The organism is Chryseobacterium sp. FP211-J200 (assembly GCF_001643375.1).
Taxonomy (GTDB): domain Bacteria; phylum Bacteroidota; class Bacteroidia; order Flavobacteriales; family Weeksellaceae; genus Epilithonimonas; species Epilithonimonas ginsengisoli.
Map to the genome: position 1 here is coordinate 1 of NZ_LSHB01000035.1, position 20,432 is coordinate 20,432.

The following is a 20,432-nucleotide window of genomic DNA, read 5'->3' on the forward strand; positions in this document are numbered from 1 at the left end:
TTCCCTACATCACGGTTCTCCATACGCTTCACTATTCGAACAAACGGCTGCAAGGCGGATAAAACGAGCGATTGTTATCTTTTTGTAAATCTTTATGCAATACATGCTTCATATAAATAAAATTAATTACTTTAGCGCCCCCGTTGTCTATTAATTAAAAATAATGGACTATTTCGGAATTAGAGATAATCAATAACCCATTATTAATGATGACTAAAGGTCAAATCGTCGAAATACCAGCAAGCTCTGCAATCTATGCAGCAGATGAGGTTGTTTTCTCTAATAAGAGAGATGAGCTGACCCGAAAGGTGTCGAAGAGGAATTACGGTCTCTTTGATGGTTTTTTGGTAGGCGAACATCAGGGTGTGCAGGATTTCAAATTGGGTCAGCGCAAAGGGATCAATGTAGGCGGGAAGAAAGAACCATTGTACGTCATTGGGGTCAACGAGACAACCAACCAACTCTTTGTAGGCGCAGGCGAGAAGCATCCAGGTCTTTGGGCAGATGTCCTTTCTTTTGCCGGAAACTTGATCCAGTTTCAGGATTTGAACATCAATAATGAAGAATTGGAACAAGGCATCGAGGTCAGCCTCCATTCAGCGGTGATGGACATTGATGTCATCGCCACGCTTTATCTCTTTGATGGTATTCTCTATCTGGAATTTGAGGCACCTGTTTTGGTCGCTATCCAAGACCATCCATTGGAGATCTATTTCAATAAACATTCTACAGCAACTATTACAATTAATTAAATCATATCGCATGAAATTAAAATTTTCTTTTTTTGCAAGTATCATTTCCTTCGTCGCTTTTTCACAATCAGCGCCTTCGTATTATTCTGGTGTCAACTTCAATAAGACGAAGAACGAATTGAAAAATGACCTTGCTACACTTATCACGACCACTCAGACGCAAACGATCTCTTATTCTACGGGATTGGCCTCACTTTTCAAAACGAGTGATGCAGATCCTCAAAATCCATCCAACCTCTTGTTGATGTATGGCTCTCAAAGTTCCGGAACACACCAGAGAAGTAGACCTTACACGGGGCAATGGAACCGTGAGCACGTCTATGCCAAATCCAAAGGGACACCTAACTTGGGAACTTCTGGTCCAGGAGCAGATGGTCACCACCTTCGTCCGACAGACAACACATTGAACAGCACCAGAGGAAGTCTTCTTTTTGATGACGGAACCGGAGCAACTGCTTACAAAACAAGCCGTGGCGGATGGTACCCAGGTGATGAATGGAAAGGCGATGTTGCTAGGATCTTGATGTACATGTACGTGAGATACAATACGAGATGTCTTCCATTGAATATCACGATGAATCCATCAACTTATTCTTCGGACTTCCCAGATATCCTTCTGAAATGGAATGTGGAAGATCCCGTTTCTGATTTCGAAAGACAAAGAAACAATGTGGTTGCAGGCATCCAAAAGAACAGAAACCCTTTCATTGACAATGCTTATTTGGCAACAGTGATATGGGGTGGACCAGCGGCTCAGAATACTTGGCCAGATACCTTCAACGGTGGAACAACTACCGATACAGAAGCGCCTTCTACGCCACTTGACCTTAGCGTTTCAGGAAAAACTACTTCAAGTATTTCTTTAGCTTGGACGGCTTCTACAGACAATATCGCGGTAAGCGGTTATGATATCTATGTGAACGACGTTTTCAAAACCAACGTTAGTACAAATAGCGGAACAGTTTCCGGATTGAATGCAGCAACAACGTATTCTTTCTATGTGACCGCAAGAGATGCAGCTGGAAACAAGTCTGCAAATAGCGTAACAGTACAAGGGACGACAGACAATGGCGATACACCAGGAACAGGAACAACTTGTGGGACCGAGGATTTCGAAAGCTTACCAGCTGCCAATTCTTCTTACGCAGAGAGAGAATGGTCCAATCAAGGGATTGTTTGGACAGCTACAAAAGCAAGAACAGACAAGCAGATCTACATCGATGGGGACAACAACAAAGCGATCTGTATCAGACAAGGTTCTTTGAGATCTTCTACGATCTCAGGTGGAATCGGATCATTGACTGTGAAAACTTATTTGCCTTTCGCGGACTCAAACGGAAATTATACCCTAAAAGTGAACGGCGAAGTGAAAGGTCAGATCCCTTACTCCAAAACAGCAGGTACTTTCACAGTGAGCAACATCAACGTGGAAGGAAATGTCGTGATCGAATTGGTGGATGAGACCAGCAACAACCGTGTTTCTTTTGATAACCTGTCTTGGACTTGTTACTCAAGATTGGCAACGAATGATATCGATGCTAAAAACCAGAAGCTTTCCATCTATCCAAACCCTGTGAAGAACCACGAATTCTACATCAGCGGAATCGCTAAGAACGAATCTGTGAAGATCTATAGCGCAAATGGACAATTGGTACAAACCATTGATAAAGTAGAGGACAAAGGTAAAGTGAGCATCCACAAATTGCCAAAAGGTGTTTATGTGGTGAAAACCAAAAACCAATCCTCTAAGATCATTGTTGAGTAATCATTAAAGACGATCATCTATCATATAACCCCGGAAGTTCATGCTTCTGGGGTTTTTGTTTGTTAAGATTTTCAGGGCAGCTTTATCCGCCCTCCATTCCCGCTTTTTTTGCCTAAGCATTACCAGCTGCAAAAAAGAGCTCCACTCAGGTCGGGCTGCGGGTCTTGGTTTCAAAACACAGGTTCGGTGTGAGATCAATGTTGATTCCTTCTATCGAAAATTCAAAAGGAATTTTATTTTCAGTTAAGCTTCGAGAGCCTCAGCCTGATAGGGTAAGTTTGAGTGTTAGAGAGTTGGAGGGTTGGTTGCTTTTCCAGAGAAGCCAAAGGGTTCAATATCACTAGCCGTAGGTGAAACCTATGGAACGAGGATTTGGTTTTGAATTGTGTTGGAGCCACAGATGAAACCTATGGAGCAAGGAATTTTATTTTCAGTTAGGCTTCGAGAGCCTCAGCCTGATAGGGTGGGTTTAAGTGTTTTAGAGTTAAAGAGTTTGAGGTTGGTTGCTTTTCCAGAGAAGCCAAAGGGTTCAATATCACTAGCCGTAGGTGAAACCTATGGAACGAGGATTTTTGTGTCTAATTTGTTTTTGACTCTAGCTCAAACCATGGTAATACAATGGTAATGTTTCCAACAAAAAAAGCCTGAGAATCTCTCAGGCTTTTTAGTTTTATTCATTTAAGAATCGTTTATTTCAAAGTAAACTTCACTTTAGTTTTGATGTTATCGGAAGAATTCCCGATCAAAGCTTCGAAGTCTCCAGGCTCAGCTACCCAAGCATGTTTATCGGCATCGAAGAAACTTAAAGCTGCTTTATCAACAGTGATGCTTACTTCTTTCTCCTCGCCAGGATTTAGGAATACTTTTTCGAAGCCTTTCAGTTCCTTGGTTGGTCTTGGAAGAGAAGATTTCAGATCGGAGATATATAGCTGAGCAACCTCGGCACCGGCTTTCTTACCTGTATTTTTCACAGTAAAAGTGAAAGTGATTTTATCATCCTGACCGATCGTTGTTTTATCAGCCTTAGCTTTTCCAATCTCAAAAGTCGTATAACTCAAACCGTGACCAAAACTGAAAAGTGGTTTGATCTTCTTGGTGTCATGCCAACGGTAACCTACGAAGATCCCTTCATTGTAAGTGATGTTAATCGGGTTTTTCTGGTCTTTGCCTTTTCCAGCGGCCAATTCTTCTTTGTTTCCAGGATATTCTCCTAGTTGGTGCGCCGAGTTGTCTTCCAATTTCACAGGGAATGTGAAAGGTAATTTCCCGGAAGGATTCGCATCACCAGCCAAAACTGATGCTAATGAATTTCCTGCTTCAGAACCCAAATACCAAGACTCTACAATCGCTGGCACATCTTTGATCCAAGGCATTGCCACAGCGTTTCCGGAAACTAAAACAACGGCTAGATTTTTATTCGCTTTAGCCAAAGCCGCGATCACATTATCTTGATTGTAAGGCAATCCGTAGCTTGTTCTGTCGACGCCTTCTGCATCTTGGTGATCCGCTTTGTTCAGTCCACCAACAAAGATCACGAAGTCGGATCTCTTGGCCAATTCTACTGCTTCATTCAGAATGACATCAGCAGAACGGTCGTCTTTCAGGTCCTGTCCGGATTTCACGCCGTTGTATTCGCCGCCTGGGTCACCTACATAACCTCTTGCATAAGATACTTCCGCTTCTTTCCCGAATCTGGATTTAATACCTTCCAATGGTAAAGTTTCGTATTTCGCTTTCAGGGAAGAGGATCCACCACCAACGGTCATCATCTTGATGGCATTTTCACCGATCACTGCAATGGTCTTAACCTTTGTAAGGTTGATTGGAAGAACGTTGTTTTGATTTTTCAATAATACGATCCCTTCTTCACCCACTTGTTTTGCCACTGCTCTGTGGTCTTCAGACGCTACATTTCCGAACGGTTTGTTCTTGTTCATCGTGGTCTTATAGGCCAAGTTCAAAAGTCTGGTCACTTTGTCGTCCAGTTCTTTGGTTCCTACTTTTCCAGATTTGATCAGGTCAAGATAAGGTTGAGCTAAATAATAGTTGTCATAAGCATTCTTGGTCCCTGCAGAAAGACCATTGGTCCAACTTCCAAATTCCAGGTCCAAGCCGTTTTTGATAGCCTGCTCGGTATTGTTTACGGCGCCCCAATCGGAGACTACAACACCTTTATAGTTCCATTCGCCTTTCAAGATGTCATTCAAAAGATATTGATTTTGACTGGCATATTGTCCTTTGTACATGTCATACGCACCCATAATGGTCCAAGAATCTCCTTCTGTTACAGCTGCTTTAAAAGGTGGAAGATACAGCTCATACAAAGCTCTGTCGTCCACTTTCACATTGCTTGTGTGGCGGAACATCTCCTGATTGTTCAATGCGTAATGTTTTACCGAGGTCGCTACACCGTTGGATTGCACCCCTTGGATGTACGGCACCACCATTTTGGAAGTTAAGAAAGGATCTTCTCCCATGTATTCGAAGTTTCTTCCGTTAAGTGGCGTTCTATAGATATTAACACCAGGTCCTAGTAGGATATCCTTTTTTCTATATCTCGCTTCTTCGCCTAAAGCTTTTCCGTAGTTCCATGACATTTTCTTGTTCCAAGTTGCGGATAAGGCAGTAAGGGCAGGGTAGGCAACGATAGAGTCGTTGGTCCATCCGGCCTGGTCCCATTCGTCCCACTTCACTTCGGCACGTACGCCGTGAGGCCCATCTGTGGTCCAGAATTCTGGGATTCCCAATCTTGGGACACCTGCCGAACTGAACTTCGACTGCGCATGGAGCATTCCCACTTTTTCCTCCAAGGTCATTCTGGAAAGGGCATCTTTCACCCTTTCTGCTACTGGTTTGGAATCATCAAGGTAGATCGGAGTTGTTTTGGTCTGGGCTGTGGAAGCCGCATATGTCAGTGTTAAAAGACTAAGAAAGACAATTTTCTTTAACATAAAATTTATTTAGTGGTTGTTGACAAATGTAATAAAATCTTTATTATCTCACTATGGGAAAATAGAGATTTTTGAATTAGATCAATAATCTGCATGTGATTCTGATTTCACAAAAGTATGATTTGTTCATATTAAGTTCATTCATATTGTACGAAAAAAGACCTGAAATTACTCAGGTCTCTCTATAAAATATATCGATTTGAAGTTTAAATGTGAATTGAACTATTGGATGATCCTAATACTATCTGGTTCATTGATATCCAATTTGTCAATCAGTTTTTGGGTGTTTTCCAGGTCTTTTAGTACTTTTTGATAAGATGATCGGGCGTAATCTGCAAATGATGCCGTGGGATTCATATCGTCTACGCTTTTAAAGACATTGATCTCTGGATTTGTGACCATATCATCTTTGTAGTCGTTGAGACACTCGTTAATGGCTTTGCGTTTTCTTTTACAAACCACCTTGTTTCGCAGTTTCTGAAGCGAACTGATCAGGTAAGGGCTGTCATTGTAGGGATTGACAAAATCTGAATTTCCAGATTCTTCTTGATAAACGTGATAGGTACTCTCGTTACTTGGCTTAATAAAATTTTTGTCGAAGATCATGGCTTTGCAGATTTAGAATTATCAATCAATAATGAATTTGGTTTGAATTTTCATTATCAATTTTAAGACCAACTGTATTTTTCGTCAATAATATTGTGAAAATAGGATGTTGGAGATCATTGTGAAGATTGCTTTTAATTAATATCATAAATCAATTCATTTCAAGTTTAAAGTCAATACATTTGTGCCTTTAAAATTAAACAATGAAAATATTAGCATTTGGTGGAAGCAATGCCAAAGATTCGATCAATAAAACATTAGCAGGCTATGCGGCCAATCAATTTGCTGGCGCAGAAGTAGAAGTTCTGGATTTGAACGATTACGAAATGCCCATCTTCAGCACAGACAGACAAAATCAGGACGGAATCCCAGCTTTAGCTTTGACATTTGCTGAAAAAGTGGATGCAGCAGACCTGCTGATCATTTCTTTAGCTGAACACAACAGCACTTATACAGTAGCTTTTAAAAACGTCTTCGATTGGATATCAAGGATCAAAGACCGCAAGCATTTTGGAGAAAAACCAGTTTTCCTTTTAGCAACTGCGACTGGACCTGGTGGTGGAAAGAATGTGGTGGCAGCCTTCGAAGCTAGAGCACCTTTCAGTGGAGCAAGCGTCCTTCAAAGTTTCACTTTACCAAAATTCAAAGACAACTTCGATGCAGAAAAAGGCATTGTAAATGAGGAGAAAAAGGCAGAGTTCGAGGAAAAATTGACGGCTGTTAAAAACTTTTTCGCTTAACATTTTGGAAAATCATATTAAGAATGCGTAACTTTGCCATCAAATAAGGACAATGAAAATTCAACAAGTTCATTTCGAGAAATATCCTAATTCTTGCCAAGAGAATTACAAAAACACCTCTGAACTTGTGGACTAAAATAGCGGCCGACGATCTAAAAGATTGTCGGCTTTTTTGTTTTGCAATTTTGAAAAAGTAAGTTTGAAATAAATCTAGTAAATTCTGATATTCTTTCAGGCCTCAAAACCTGAAAGAGTTGATGAAGAAGGAAAAAAAGTCAAACAAGCCACAGCGTGGCGACCGATTTATCAGCATTGGATTTCAATCCAATGAATTAAAAAAAATAATACAAGCCACATCGTGGCGACCGATTTATTAACGTTGGGTTTCAACCCAATGAAAAAAAATAAAAAATGAGCAATACCTATAAATCCGCCGGAGTCGATAAAGAAGAAGGCTACAAAACCGTAGATAAGATCAAATCTGCCGTTGCCGAAACCCATAACAAAAATGTTCTAAACAATCTTGGAAGCTTTGGTGCTTTCTACGAGATCGCTGGTTATAAAAACCCGGTGTTGGTTTCCGGAACCGATGGTGTTGGGACAAAGCTGAAGATCGCTTTGGACACCAAACAATATGCCTCTATCGGCATCGACTGTTTCGCAATGTGTGCGAACGATATTCTTTGTCACGGTGCAAAACCATTGTTTTTCCTGGATTATCTAGCTTGTGGAAAACTCGATTCTGAGATTGCAGCAGAGATTGTTCTCGGAATGGTAAAAGCTTGTAAAGACAACAATTGTGCATTGATCGGTGGTGAAACTGCGGAAATGCCAGGAATGTACCAGCCAGGCGATTACGACGTTGCAGGATTCTGTGTCGGAATTGTAGAAAAAGACCAAATCATTGATGGTTCCAAAATCAGAACAGGAAACAAAATCATTGTGATTCCAAGTTCAGGATTTCATTCCAATGGATTTTCATTGGTGAGAAAAATATTCCCGGATTTCGAAGAGCAATTTGAAGGAAAACCTTTGTATGAGACGCTTTTGGTCCCTACGAGATTGTACTATCAAGATATTCACAAAGTATTGGAAGAGGTGCCTGTTTGTGGTATCGCGCACATCACTGGTGGCGGATTGTACGAGAATGTTCCAAGGATCATCCCTGAAGGTCTTTGCGCAACAATCGATGCATCGAATATCAAAGTGCCATCTGTGATGTTGGAACTTGAAAAACGAGGCAATATTGCAAGAGAAGAGATGTTTGGAACTTTCAATATGGGCGTTGGAATGGTTCTCGTGACCGACGAAAATCACGTTGATAAAATCCTCGACCTTTTGGAAGACGCTTATGTAGTGGGAGAAATTACGGAAGGAAGCGAGAAAATCAATCTAATTGTATAAATGTATTCACGTAAAAAGTATGCACGATTTTAAAGAATCATTAATACATTAATACTTTTTACATTTTACAAAATAATGAAGAACATCACCATTTTAATTTCAGGTTCAGGAACCAATCTTCAACGGATCATCGATTGCATTGACAACGGAGAAATCCGAAATGCAAGAATCATCCAAGTTATTGCAGATAGAGAATGCTACGGACTGGAAAGAGCTCAGAAACATCAAATCCCGAATGAATTAATCAAACGCGGAAAAGACTTCTCAGAGAATCTTGAACAAACTATTCCGGAGAATACAGACTTGATTGTTTTGGCAGGTTTTCTGTCTATTTTAAAACCGGAATTCTGTGAGAAATGGGAAGGAAAAATCATTAATATTCATCCAGCGCTGTTACCAAAATTTGGTGGAAAAGGAATGTGGGGACATCACGTTCACAATGCGGTCATTGAAGCTGGAGAAAAAGAAAGTGGAGCAAGCGTTCATTTTGTTACTTCGGGAATCGATGAAGGCGAAGTAATTCTGCAAGGAAAATTTGAGATTAATGAATCTGATACAGCCGAAAAAGTAGCTGAAAAAGTTCATCTAGTTGAATACGACATTTTCCCGAAAGCCATTGATATAGTCTTGAATAAATGAAAATATTGAGTCAAAGTTAAAATTACATTTTGAATCACAAAGTGCTTTAATGTAATAGTTTATAAATTTTATTTATAAATAACTTTAATTAGGAAAAGAAATCTAATAGCTCCGTTGGAGCGAACAATTAATAGAAATCCGGAGGTGAAAGAACCGGTAAATCACAGTTTGGATAAAACTGTAAAAAGTAAAATTTGAAAGAGAAGGTATGAGTAAAAAGAGAGCACTTATCAGCGTATCTGATAAAAGCGGTTTGGTGGATTTCGCAAGATTTCTCGAAGAACAGAACTATGAATTGATTTCCACTGGCGGAACATTCAAACATTTGAAAGACGCTGGTTTGAACCCAATTCAAATCGATGAAGTCACAGATTTTCCGGAAATGCTGGACGGCAGAGTGAAAACCCTGCACCCGAAAGTTCACGGCGGATTGTTGGCGGTTCGTTCCAACGAGGAACATATGAAAACCGTTCAGGAGTACGAAATCGGACTGATTGATATGGTCATCGTGAATCTTTATCCGTTTTTCGAGAACGTGAATAAGGAGATTTCTCTTGACGAAAAGGTAGAATTCATCGACATTGGTGGCCCTTCTATGTTGCGCTCTGCAGCTAAGAATTTCAATTCAGTTGTGGTTTTGACGGATGTGAATGATTACGAGATCATCAAAAACGAAATGTCAGAAAATGGTGATTCGACCATCGAAACCAGAAAGAAATTGGCCGGAAAAGTGTTCAATCTGACTTCTGCTTATGATGCAGCCATTTCCAGAATGCTTTTGGATGAGGAATATCCAACTTACCTGAACGCATCTTATAAAAAGGTTTCAGACTTGCGATACGGCGAAAATCCGCATCAGTCGGCTGCATATTACACTTCGACTTTCGAAAATGGCGCAATGAAAGATTTTGAAATTTTGGGAGGTAAAGAATTGTCTTTCAATAATTTGAGAGATATGGATTTGTGTTGGAAAGTTGTAAATGAGTTCAAAGATGAATTGGCTTGTTGCGCCGTAAAACATTCTACACCTTGTGGTGTTGCGGTTGGAAATTCGGCTTTGGAAACTTATACCAAAACATTCGAATGCGACCCGGTTTCCATCTTCGGCGGCATCATCGGAATGAATTATAAAGTAGATGCGGCAACGGCTGAGGAATTAAACAAAACTTTCCTTGAAATCGTGTTGGCAACGGACTTTGACGAAGATGCTTTGGAAATCCTTAGAAAAAAGAAAAACCTTAGAATCATCAAAATCAAAAACCAGGTTACAGACAAACAAGCTTGGGTGAAAATCGATGGCGGAATGTTGGTTCAAAGCGCTGATGACCAATTCTCAGAAGATATTAAATTAGTAACAGAAACCGCTCCAACAGACGAACAAAGAAAAGCTTTGTTGTTCTCACAAAGAGTGGTGAAATATGTAAAATCTAATGCAATTGTGGTTTCAAACGGCGTTCAGGCCATCGGAATCGGTGGTGGACAAGTGAACAGAATTTGGGCAACACAGCAAGCGATTGAAAGAGCCAAAGAGAAATTCGATGGCGAGTTGGTTTTGGCTTCGGATGCGTTTTTCCCTTTCCGAGATGTGGTGGATTTCTGCGCGCAGGAAGGCATCAAGGCGATTATTCAGCCAGGTGGAAGTATGAGAGACAATGATTCTATCGAAGCGGCGAATGAGCATCATATCCCAATGTTGTTCACTGGAATGAGACATTTCTTGCATTGATATTAGTTGGGCAGCTATTTCCGCCTTCCGCTCCCAATCTTTTTTGCAGGCGATTTCAGTCTAAATAGAACTTTAATTTACGCAAAAAAGGATTTCCGCTCAAGTCGGGCTGCAGATTCTACATAAATCAACATTTGTACAACATTTGAAGATTGCTAAAATATAAAAGTCCTTCGACTCCGCTCAGGATGACAATGAAAAATATATTGTCAATTAATAATTGTCAGGCTGAGCGGAGTCGAAGCCTTTTCAAATAAAATTACCCTTTCAAAGTTTGACTTCGAAAGGGTTTTCTTTTTAATAATTAATAAAAATTAGTCTAAAAAATTATCGTTCGTTTGATAGATTTATAATTATGTTGAGATATTGATTTTCTCGTCAATTAATTTTAAATTAATGATAAAATTTTGACTAAAAATTCATTTTGAAATCGAAATAATATTTACTTTTGGGACAAATTCTGGATATGAGTATTTTCAATGATACAAAGCTCGCATTTGCCGATAAAACGGATGCTCAGCTGAGAAAAGCGTATTGGATGTTCAAGGCAATTGAACAGCCTGCATTGACGAATATTGGCGTTTCACTGCTTAATTTCACCGTTAAGAACAATTTCCCGTTCGTGGACGGCATCGTGAAGCAAACTTTATTCGAGCAGTTTTGTGGTGGCGAAACCCGAGAGGAAAGTATGTCTGTGGTAAAACAGATGTTCAAACGTGGCGTTGGAAGCATTTTCGATTACTCGATTGAAGGAAAAGAAGAAGAGGAAGTTTTTGATGCGGTTTGCAAGGAAATCAAAGATATCATCAGGTTTTCTGTTGGTAATCCGGCGATTCCGTTTATCGTTTTCAAACCGACTGCTTTTGGGAGAATCGATATTTATGAAGAAGTGGGGAAAGGCAAAGAACTCACAACCAGCCAAAAAGAAGAATGGAATAGAGTAGTGACCCGTTTCGACGAAGTTTGCAAACTCTGTTTCGAGAACAACAAAAAAGTGATGGTTGACGCCGAAGAATCCTGGATGCAAGACGCCGCCGACCAACTTTGTGAGGAGATGATGGAAAAGTACAATCAGGAAAAACCCATCGTTTGGAACACCATCCAAATGTACAGAACCGGCCGTCTGGAATATATGAATGCGCATCTGGAAAGAGCTAAAGTAAAAGGCTATTCCATTGGCTATAAGATAGTTCGCGGCGCTTATATGGAGAAGGAAAGAAAAAGAGCCGAAGAACTGAATTACCCAGACCCGATCCAGCCGAACAAACAGGCTTCCGACGATAATTACAACGCAGGAATTGATTTTGTGATGGCGAATCTCGATAAGGTTTCAGCATTTTTCGGAACACACAACGAGAAATCCTCCGAATTGGTGATGGATAAAATGCAAGCCAACAATCTGGAGCACGACAATCCGCACATTTATTTTGGACAGCTTTACGGGATGAGTGATAACATTACTTATTATTTGGCAGACCAACATTATAACGTTGCAAAATACCTTCCGTATGGACCTGTAAAAGATGTTGTTCCATATCTTACCAGAAGAGCGCAGGAAAATACTTCTGTTGCCGGACAAACTGGGAGAGAGCTTGGTTTGATTGGTAAGGAATTGAAGAGAAGAAAAAAATAATTTGTATTTATCGAATATTCTACAAAGACTGTCTGTTGATGGTCTTTTTTTATTTATTGACCATCGTTGTAATGTTGTTTTAATTATTAATATATTGTTAAATTTTATATATTATTATTTTATTCATAATTTATTATATTTGTTTAATGAATTTTTAAAAATATATGCATTATGAGAAAAACTTTACTTTTTGCTGCATCTTTAATTGTAGCTAACAATTATGCACAATCCTTAAGTAATGGAGGATTAAGTACCGGAGCAACCACAAAAAGTGGGGTTGCTGCACCAACAGGCTATACATGGTCTGAGTTGCAGAATAATACAGGCAATGCGACTGAGTCTAATACGAGTTTGGGTTTAGGTGGAACATATTCATCAGCAACTACAAGTTTTTTTCTTGCAGATGATTTTACCGTTCCTACCGGTGTGAGTTGGGAAATAAGTAAAATAGATTTTTTTGCCTATCAAACAAATTATGCTGGATCCACATCACCATTCAATACGGTTAGAGTCAATATTTTCAGCTCAGACCCTTCAGTTTCAGGAGCGACAAGTGTTTTCGGAGATGATACGACCAATAGATTTGGTTCTAGTGTAGATTCCAACATCTACAGGACAGGTAATACCACAGTTCCTGTTACAACGGCTCCTGGTACCACTCGAAAAATATGGAAGGTAACAGCCAACACGCCAGTTACGCTAACGGCGGGTACATATTGGATCAAGTATCAATTACAAAATGTAGTGACGGCAAACGCAGGATTTTTACCACCCGTTAGTATTGTGGGTAATCGAGGATTGCCTAGTTTTAATGGAAAACAATTTGATGCTATTGGAGGTACATGGACTTCTATCGTAGATGCAGGAAATCCAACTACAGCACCAGATTATCCTTTAGACATGCCTTTTGTGATTACTTACACTTCTACAACCCTAGGTGTGACAGAGACTTTGCAATACGATAATAGAATACAGGTTTATCCAAACCCGGTAAGAGAAATATTCAGGATCAACAATCCTGAGAAACTTCAAATCTCTAGTGTTGAAGTTCTAGATGTTTCAGGTAGAGTTGTGAAAACGTTGAAAGGTGCAGAACAATTTGATGTTTCAGATCTTGCAAAAGGCACTTATATGTTGAAGATCAAAAGCAATGCAACAACGAAAGTGACGAAGCTTATAAAAGAGTAACCTTAATTATTTTAATAGAAAAATCCGCTGTGAGGCGGATTTTTAAATAATAAATAAATTAAGATTTATTTGCTTTTACAAAATTTGCAAATTTGATTAGTAAAAAAACAACTAATAAAAAGATTGTAGAGATAAAGGAAATTTGACCTGCATCATTTCTGATTTTAATCCTCGCAATTTCAGGATAAAAATCCATTGCCCGATTGTGTTGTAAACATCTTATTTCATTATATATTTTATTTAACTCAACATTGGAAAAGTTAGTTTCGTTATCTCCCCAATAAGAGTTAAAGGATGTTTTAATTTCTTCTATAATCTCATTTTTCGATGATAGGAAAAATTCTAATTCATAATCTCTGGTAAGGAGATTACTTTTCTCAAGAAAAAAATATTCCTCACTTGATAGTTGACAAAATTTATCAGTTGGATGTCCAAATTCTTTTAAATGAGTTTCTATATTTTCTTCACATAATGATAAACCATTATCAAAATTGGAATTATTTGCCATAAAAAGATATAATAAAGCAAAAATAGAGAATCCAATCAATGTAAATATACCCAAAAATTTAAGTACATGAATTGTGAAATTCGAGATATCAGTCTTTACTTTTTTTTCAAATTTTGAAATTTCTTTAGGTGCTTGTGGAGCGATTGGGCTTCCGAAATTATACTCATCTTTTAAGCTAGAAATTTTTTCCCATTTCTCTAATCCGTCAAACCAAACGAATGTATTTTGATGAACATTATACTTTCCAATATCAGTGATTTTAATCGGACCCTTTTTAATGTCATTTTCTAAATAAAATAATTCCGAAATTTGTTTCATAAATTTTTTTGAATGAAATATTGCTATTAGTTTTTATTTTTTAATTTTATTTCTTCTCCGCCTTCACAGCCTGTCTCGCCAACAACTTCCAACCACTTTTCGTCTTAGACCAAACGTATAAAATATCAAGATTCACAACTGCTGGTTCTTTTCCAAGGTCTGCTGTTTTTCCGTACAAGTGATTGCGGACAATGGCTGTTTTATCAACAATTTGAATCGATTGATTTGTGTTTTCGATAGTCAGGAAATTGGATTGTTTGCTGACCAATTTTTCTACGAATTCTTTTGCATTATCAATGTGAGCACTAGAATGTCCGTACGTTAGTTCAGGTAGAATTAGAGATTCTAAAATGGTTTTGTCGCCGCTGATCATTGCGAGTCTCAATTTTTCTGAAGCGTCAATAACGGCTTGTTGGTCATTGTTTTTCTGTGCAAACATCATTGATACGGTTAAAAAGCTGAATGCTATTAATAATTTCTTGATCATAATTATAATATTAATTTCTAATTCAAAGATAATGAAGTTTCCTGTGAATTCTTATTGAACTTATTTTCTATCTTTATTTGATAAATTATTTAGATTTTGAATCCAATTCTTGATATTGTTGTTCGCTCACTTGCAGTTTACTTTTTTATGGTCATTGCCGTAAGGGTTTTCGGGAAAAATCAATTGTCACAGCTTAATGCGGGCGATGTGATTCTTTTGCTTTTGATAAGTAATGCAGTCCAAAATGCGATGGTCGGTTCCAACAGCAGTTTGGAAGGCGGAATTGTCGCCGCTTTGGTTTTGTTTGCAGCGAATTTTGTAGTGAAGAAATTCATTTTCAAAGATCAGAAAATCAAAGAACTGATAGAAGATCATCCTTATATTTTGGTCAAAGATGGGGTAGTGTATCCTGAGATTTTAAAGAAAGTCTCCATTTCCGAAGATGAACTGGAAGAAGCAGTTCACGAACACGGCATCGAAAATGTTTCTGATGTGAAGCTGGCAATTCTGGAAGTTGATGGAGATATTAGTGTGATTTCGACTGATAAAAATACCGAACAGACACATTATTCCAGACATAAGATTAAGATGAAGCGGAAGTTTAGGAATCAATAAAGCATATTAAAAACACTTCGACTCCGCTCAGTGTGACAAAGTTTAGTTAACAATGTCAGTCCGAGCAGAGTCGAAGACTTTTAAATATAGGTTGAATTTACGCTAAAATAGTAATTCCTTTTTCAGCTAAATCATAAATCGTGTTTCTTGCACTGTCCGGTTTTACATTCACGGCTTTCGTTCCGTTGAAGTGCAGACAAGTGACAAACCCAGCATTGAAAGCATCGATTGCTGTAAATTTGACGCAATAATCCAAAGCCAAACCAACAATCTCAACCAATTGGATGTCGTGATATTTCAAATAATCTTCCAATCCCGTTTTCATAAAATGATTGTTGTCCTGAAAACCGCTGTAGCTGTCGATTTCAACATTTTTACCTTTTTGGATGACGTGTGTCACTTTCTCACGGTTCAAATCCTTATGAAATTCCGCTCCGAAAGTTCCCTGAATACAATGGTCTGGCCACATGAATTGGGAAACGCCATTTAGATTGATTGTCTCGCCAACGTTTTTTCCATTGTTGGACGCGAAACTTTTATGATCTGCAGGATGCCAATCTTGGGTGAGAATGATCTCGTCATATTGATTGTCCTCAATCAGACCATTGATGTATGGAATGATGTTGTTTGCTTCTGGAACTGCCAAAGCGCCGCCTTCGCAAAAGTCGTTTTGCACGTCAACTATGATTAATGCTTTCTTCATGTTATTACTTTTTGATGATAGGTTTTAAAATACAAATTGCCATTCTGAAAGAATCTTGCCAATGATGAAATTAGCGTTCAGATTCCTGCGGAATGACAATTTGACTTAATTTATATGAAAATTATCCTAAATATGGATATTTGTAATCTTTTGGAGAGACAAAAGTTTCTTTGATACTTCTTACGGAAACCCAACGTGTCAAGTTCATTTTAGAACCTGCTTTGTCATTGGTTCCTGATGCTCTAGATCCTCCGAATGGTTGCTGACCAACGACTGCACCTGTAGGTTTGTCATTGATGTAGAAGTTTCCAGAGGCGTTTTCCAAAGCTTTGTAAGCCTCATCAATTGCATATCTGTCTTGTGCGAAAATAGATCCAGTCAAAGAATATTGAGTCGAAGTGTCAACCAACTTCAGAGTATCTTCCCAGTTTTCATCTTCGTAAACAAAAACGGTAAGGATCGGGCCGAAGATCTCCTCAACAATACTTTCGTAATAAGGATTGATGGTTTCGATAACGGTTGGATGTACGAACCAACCTTTTTTATCGTCATATTTTCCACCGATTACAACTGTTGCGTCGTTTGCTGCTTCAGCTCTGTCGATATAACCTTTGCATTTTTCGAAAGAATTCTTGTCGATCACTGCATTCACAAAGTTTGATGGATCTTCTGGAGAACCGATCTTGATGGTTTTCATTTGGGCTTCCATCACCGCTTTTACTTCATTCCAAAGGGATTTTGGGACGTAAGCTCTAGAAGCTGCAGAACATTTCTGACCTTGATATTCGAATGCACCTCTCACCAAACCAGTCGCCACCGCTTCGATGTTTGCAGATGGATGTACCATCACGAAGTCTTTTCCGCCAGTTTCTCCAACAATTCTTGGGTAAGATTTATAGTTGTGAATATTGTCACCGATCATTTTCCACATGCCTTGGAACACTTTTGTAGAACCTGTGAAATGCAGACCTGCAAATTCTGGATGCGCTAAAACTTTCTCAGCGGTTTCTTTTCCGTCTGTGAAAATCATATTGATAACGCCGTCTGGAAGTCCAGCTTCTTTCAAAACGTCCATGATCACCTTAGCAGAATAGATCTGTTTGTCAGATGGTTTCCATACAACCACATTTCCCATCATCGCCATACAAGCAGGCAAATTTCCGGAGATTGCTGTAAAGTTGAAAGGCGTCACTGCAAAACAGAAACCTTCCAAAGGTCTGTATTCAACGCGGTTCCAGATTCCGGCATCAGAAACTGGCTGCTCAGAATAAAGATCCGTCATGAATTCTACATTGAAACGCAAGAAATCTATGAACTCACAAGCTGCATCTATTTCCGCCTGGTGAACGTTTTTGGATTGTCCGATCATGGTTGCAGCGTTGATGACATCTCTGTAAGGTCCGGCTAAAAGGTCAGCTGCCTTCAAGAAGATCGCAGCTCTGTGTTCCCAACCTAATGCGTTCCATTTGCTTTTTGCAGCAAGAGCAGATTCGATCGCTTGATCCACATGTGACATATCACCTTCGTAATAGAATCCGAAATCGTGCTGATGATCCTGAGGCGAGCTCAGTTGTATTTTTTTGTCTGTTTTGATATCTTTTCCACCGATTACCATTGGTATTTCGATCTTTTCTTTCCACATCTTTTTGTAAGTAGAAATAAGGCTTTTCACCTCGTCAGAACCTGGTACATAAGAATTAACGGGTTCGTTTTGTGCAAAAGGCACTTGAGAAATGGCTTTAGACATAAATTTTAATTTTTAATTTTCACAAATTTACAACCAAAAATATTAGTGTTAAAATTATTTGTTTTTTAATGATATTTAAAAAATTATTATTAATTTTTAATATTAACAAATTAAATTTAATGATTATGATTAGAAAATTACTTTTTATTACAAGTTTAGCATTTGGATTAACAAATGCACAGACGACAATTATTTCTCAAGAGTTTGAGGATATTACGACTCTAACAGATTGGACATTCCTTAATAAAAGTCAGTCTCCTTCAACAGGAAATTGGTTTCAGGGAAATCCAGTCGTGTTTTTAGGAAATGCTGATACAGAATATATTGCTGCAAATTATGCATTGAATACAGGTTCAAGTGTCTTAAGTGCTTGGATGATCACTCCTAATGTTACTTTGAAAAATGGAGATGTCATTAAATTCTTCACACGTACCACAGATTTGGGAGCAACTGTTTATCCAGACAGACTAGAACTTAGAATGAGCACAGGTGCAACTTTTACTGCTCCTGCCGGTACTGGTGCTGCAGGCGCTAGTAGTGTTGGATCTTTCACAACATTGCTTTTAAGTGTAAATCCTACGTTGACATCCACAGGTTATCCTCATACTTGGACTGAGTATAGTTATACTGTAAGTGGATTAAGTGGTGATATTGCTGCCAACTTGGCATTTCGTTACTATGTTACAGGCGGAGGTACCACTGGTAGTAACTCAGATTATATTGGAGTAGATACATTCTCAGTTACAAGACCAGTAATGGCTGTATCGGATGTCAGCAAAGCATCAATGTCTGTTTATCCAAACCCTACAGCAGATTATTTAACATTCTCTCAGAAAGTAACTTCTGCTGATGTTTATGATCTTTCTGGAAAATTAGTGGCTTCTCCTGCTGTAGTTGATTCTAAAATCGATGTTAAGTCTTTACAGAATGGAAACTACGTAGTTAAAGTAAATACCGAAGCGGGTTCTACCACTCACAAATTTATCAAAAAATAATATTATAAAATATCGTTTTGAAACCTTTCATTCATTTGAAAGGTTTTTTTTTGTTTTCAGATCAAATTGTAATTTATAATTTTATCAAATGATAAATTTCGTCCTCATCATTGTATGTATTGCCGCCGGCATGATTTTGAAATCGACGAAGTCCATTCATTCTGATGCGCACAAAGGCATCAATACCTGGATCATCTATTTGGGTTTGCCCGCCGTTTCTTTCAAATATCTGCCAAAAGTGGAGTGGTCTTTTGAAATGCTTTTCCCTATTCTCAGTACAATACTTATAGCTTTTGGAAGTTGGATCTTTATGAAGATCTACAGCAGGTCAAAAAGCTATTCGGCGAGATCCAGAAGCAGTCTGGAGCTGGCAAGTGGCTACAGCAACACCTCTTTCATCGGATTCCCGTTGATTGCTGCATTTTATGGAGAACAGTATCTGAGTATCGCCATCATTTGCGATCAGACGATGTTTTTTATGGTATCTACAATGGGAATTGTTGCTGCTGTGAAAGGTGGAAGCCGGTCTGGAAAAGTAGGCGCCTCATTTATTTTAAAACGTCTTTTTACATTTCCTCCATTTTTGGGCTGCATCAGCGCTTTGATTTTGTCTGAGTTTGTAGATCTGGAGTTTGTAGCGCCATTGTTTGATAAACTAGCGGCTACGGTGATTCCGCTGGCTTTATTTTCGGTCGGATTACAGCTGAAATTAAATGGTTGGCGGAAACTGATTCCTCAGATCTCTACATCCTTGCTTTACAAATTGATTCTTGCACCAATCATGATTTTGATATTAGCACTTATTTTTGGTGTAAAAGGTGATATTGCAAAGATCAGTATTTTTGAAGCGGCGATGCCAACTGTGGTTACGGCGAGCATCATTGCGGAACAGTTTAGGCTCAATACCAAACTCATCAATTTGATCATTGGGATCAGTATCACTATTGGTTTTGTTACGAGTGCGATCTGGTTTCAGATCATAGAGTTACTGTTCTAAATATCAAGGAAGGATAAAAAAGAAGACCGCACAAAAATGCATGATACTTCCGCCGAGAACGAACAAATGCCAGATCGGATGATAAAATGGTTTCCTGTCTTTCGCATAGAAATAGATTCCGAAAGTGTAGCACAATCCACCGAGGATAATGAATGTCAGTGCGCCGGTAGAAAGGTTCTCTATCATTGGCTTGATGGCAATGATGGCAGTCCAGCCCATGATTGCGTAAAGTGAAAGTGATAATTTTTCATTTTGTCTCAGCGGTGAAAATTTGAAGATAAACCCGATCAGAGCCATTCCCCAGATCACGCCGAACATACTCCAGCCCCAAGCACCTTTCAGTCCCAATAAAGCAATTGGTGTGTATGTTCCCGCAATCAAAATGTAAATGCTAAGATGATCGATCCGTTGGCAGATCTTTTTCCATCTCAATTTGTAAACGGCATGATAGACCGTGGAAGCTGAGTAAAGTGTTATCAAACTCAAACCAAAGATCAAAGAAGATACAATGGCAATTGTGTTTCCGCTGATAGCTGAGTAGGTGATCATCAGAATCAAAGCCACAACAGAAAGAATAACGCCTAAACCATGTGTGATGACGTTGTAAAGTTCTTCTTTTTTTCTGTTCTTTTTCGGCATGTCTTTATTTTTAACAAAG

18 protein-coding genes are annotated in these 20,432 nt (G+C 38.8%); 11 read left to right on the forward strand and 7 right to left on the reverse strand.

The features are described 5' to 3' along the window. Positions 1 to 206: 206 nt before the first annotated feature. Both AXA65_RS11685 and AXA65_RS11690 read left to right on the forward strand, forming a co-directional pair. Positions 207 to 752: a tRNA methyl transferase PRC-barrel domain-containing protein gene (locus AXA65_RS11685; protein WP_063970289.1), complete on the forward strand. Its 546-nt coding sequence runs from the start codon at positions 207 to 209 to the stop codon at positions 750 to 752. A gap of 10 nt (positions 753 to 762) precedes the next feature. After that, complete coding sequence (locus tag AXA65_RS11690) at positions 763 to 2,517, forward strand: endonuclease (protein ID WP_063970290.1); 1,755 nt, start codon at positions 763 to 765, stop codon at positions 2,515 to 2,517. 689 nt (positions 2,518 to 3,206) lie between these two features. On the opposite strand, the gene AXA65_RS11700 is transcribed toward AXA65_RS11690, so the two are convergent. Then, complete coding sequence (locus AXA65_RS11700; RefSeq protein ID WP_063970292.1) at positions 3,207 to 5,468, reverse strand: glycoside hydrolase family 3 C-terminal domain-containing protein; 2,262 nt, start codon at positions 5,466 to 5,468, stop codon at positions 3,207 to 3,209. Positions 5,469 to 5,690: 222 nt separating this feature from the next. Next, positions 5,691 to 6,074, reverse strand: a complete 384-nt coding sequence (locus AXA65_RS11705; RefSeq protein WP_063970293.1) for a hypothetical protein — start codon at positions 6,072 to 6,074, stop codon at positions 5,691 to 5,693. 203 nt (positions 6,075 to 6,277) lie between these two features. Here AXA65_RS11705 and AXA65_RS11710 point away from each other — a divergent pair, with 203 nt between their 5' ends. The 6 genes from AXA65_RS11710 (at position 6,278) to AXA65_RS11735 (ending at position 13,404) form a co-directional block, all read left to right on the forward strand. Beyond that, positions 6,278 to 6,814 carry an NADPH-dependent FMN reductase gene (locus AXA65_RS11710; protein ID WP_063970294.1) on the forward strand — a complete coding sequence of 179 codons (537 nt, stop codon included), beginning with the start codon at positions 6,278 to 6,280 and terminating at the stop codon, positions 6,812 to 6,814. 411 nt (positions 6,815 to 7,225) lie between these two features. Next, a complete protein-coding gene (purM, locus tag AXA65_RS11715) occupies positions 7,226 to 8,218 on the forward strand; it encodes a phosphoribosylformylglycinamidine cyclo-ligase (RefSeq protein WP_063970295.1) in 993 nt (330 codons plus the stop codon). A gap of 75 nt (positions 8,219 to 8,293) precedes the next feature. Continuing rightward, entirely contained in the window at positions 8,294 to 8,857 is a 564-nt protein-coding gene (gene purN / locus AXA65_RS11720) for a phosphoribosylglycinamide formyltransferase (RefSeq protein WP_063970296.1), read from the forward strand. A gap of 208 nt (positions 8,858 to 9,065) precedes the next feature. Continuing rightward, on the forward strand, positions 9,066 to 10,583 hold the full coding sequence (gene purH / locus AXA65_RS11725) for a bifunctional phosphoribosylaminoimidazolecarboxamide formyltransferase/IMP cyclohydrolase (protein ID WP_063970297.1): 1,518 nt from the start codon (positions 9,066 to 9,068) through the stop codon (positions 10,581 to 10,583). Between the two features lie 466 nt (positions 10,584 to 11,049). After that, positions 11,050 to 12,216, forward strand: a complete 1,167-nt coding sequence (locus AXA65_RS11730) for a proline dehydrogenase family protein (protein ID WP_063970358.1) — start codon at positions 11,050 to 11,052, stop codon at positions 12,214 to 12,216. A 171-nt stretch (positions 12,217 to 12,387) separates the two neighbouring features. Next, positions 12,388 to 13,404: a T9SS type A sorting domain-containing protein gene (locus tag AXA65_RS11735; protein ID WP_063970298.1), complete on the forward strand. Its 1,017-nt coding sequence runs from the start codon at positions 12,388 to 12,390 to the stop codon at positions 13,402 to 13,404. Positions 13,405 to 13,462: 58 nt separating this feature from the next. Here the strand turns inward: AXA65_RS11735 and AXA65_RS11740 are convergent, their stop codons facing one another. Both AXA65_RS11740 and AXA65_RS11745 read right to left on the reverse strand, forming a co-directional pair. Next, positions 13,463 to 14,230 carry a hypothetical protein gene (locus tag AXA65_RS11740; RefSeq protein ID WP_063970299.1) on the reverse strand — a complete coding sequence of 256 codons (768 nt, stop codon included), beginning with the start codon at positions 14,228 to 14,230 and terminating at the stop codon, positions 13,463 to 13,465. 46 nt (positions 14,231 to 14,276) lie between these two features. Continuing rightward, positions 14,277 to 14,717 (reverse strand): nuclear transport factor 2 family protein, encoded by a 441-nt coding sequence (locus tag AXA65_RS11745; protein ID WP_063970300.1) that lies wholly within the window; start codon positions 14,715 to 14,717, stop codon positions 14,277 to 14,279. Between the two features lie 96 nt (positions 14,718 to 14,813). On the opposite strand from AXA65_RS11745, the gene AXA65_RS11750 reads away from it, so the two are divergent. Then, a complete protein-coding gene (locus AXA65_RS11750; RefSeq protein WP_063970301.1) occupies positions 14,814 to 15,332 on the forward strand; it encodes a DUF421 domain-containing protein in 519 nt (172 codons plus the stop codon). Between the two features lie 97 nt (positions 15,333 to 15,429). Here AXA65_RS11750 and pncA read toward each other — a convergent pair whose 3' ends face one another. Beyond that, positions 15,430 to 16,035 carry a bifunctional nicotinamidase/pyrazinamidase gene (gene pncA, locus AXA65_RS11755; protein ID WP_063970302.1) on the reverse strand — a complete coding sequence of 202 codons (606 nt, stop codon included), beginning with the start codon at positions 16,033 to 16,035 and terminating at the stop codon, positions 15,430 to 15,432. 121 nt (positions 16,036 to 16,156) lie between these two features. After that, positions 16,157 to 17,782 (reverse strand): L-glutamate gamma-semialdehyde dehydrogenase, encoded by a 1,626-nt coding sequence (gene pruA, locus AXA65_RS11760; protein ID WP_063970303.1) that lies wholly within the window; start codon positions 17,780 to 17,782, stop codon positions 16,157 to 16,159. A gap of 68 nt (positions 17,783 to 17,850) precedes the next feature. Here pruA and AXA65_RS11765 point away from each other — a divergent pair, with 68 nt between their 5' ends. Both AXA65_RS11765 and AXA65_RS11770 read left to right on the forward strand, forming a co-directional pair. Continuing rightward, positions 17,851 to 18,777, forward strand: coding sequence for a T9SS-dependent choice-of-anchor J family protein (locus AXA65_RS11765; RefSeq protein WP_086048183.1), 927 nt, complete (start codon positions 17,851 to 17,853; stop codon positions 18,775 to 18,777). Positions 18,778 to 18,865: 88 nt separating this feature from the next. After that, positions 18,866 to 19,774 (forward strand): AEC family transporter, encoded by a 909-nt coding sequence (locus AXA65_RS11770; protein ID WP_063970305.1) that lies wholly within the window; start codon positions 18,866 to 18,868, stop codon positions 19,772 to 19,774. 3 nt (positions 19,775 to 19,777) lie between these two features. On the opposite strand, the gene trhA is transcribed toward AXA65_RS11770, so the two are convergent. Beyond that, positions 19,778 to 20,413, reverse strand: coding sequence for a PAQR family membrane homeostasis protein TrhA (gene trhA, locus AXA65_RS11775; protein ID WP_063970306.1), 636 nt, complete (start codon positions 20,411 to 20,413; stop codon positions 19,778 to 19,780). Between the last annotated feature and the right edge of the window lie 19 nt (positions 20,414 to 20,432).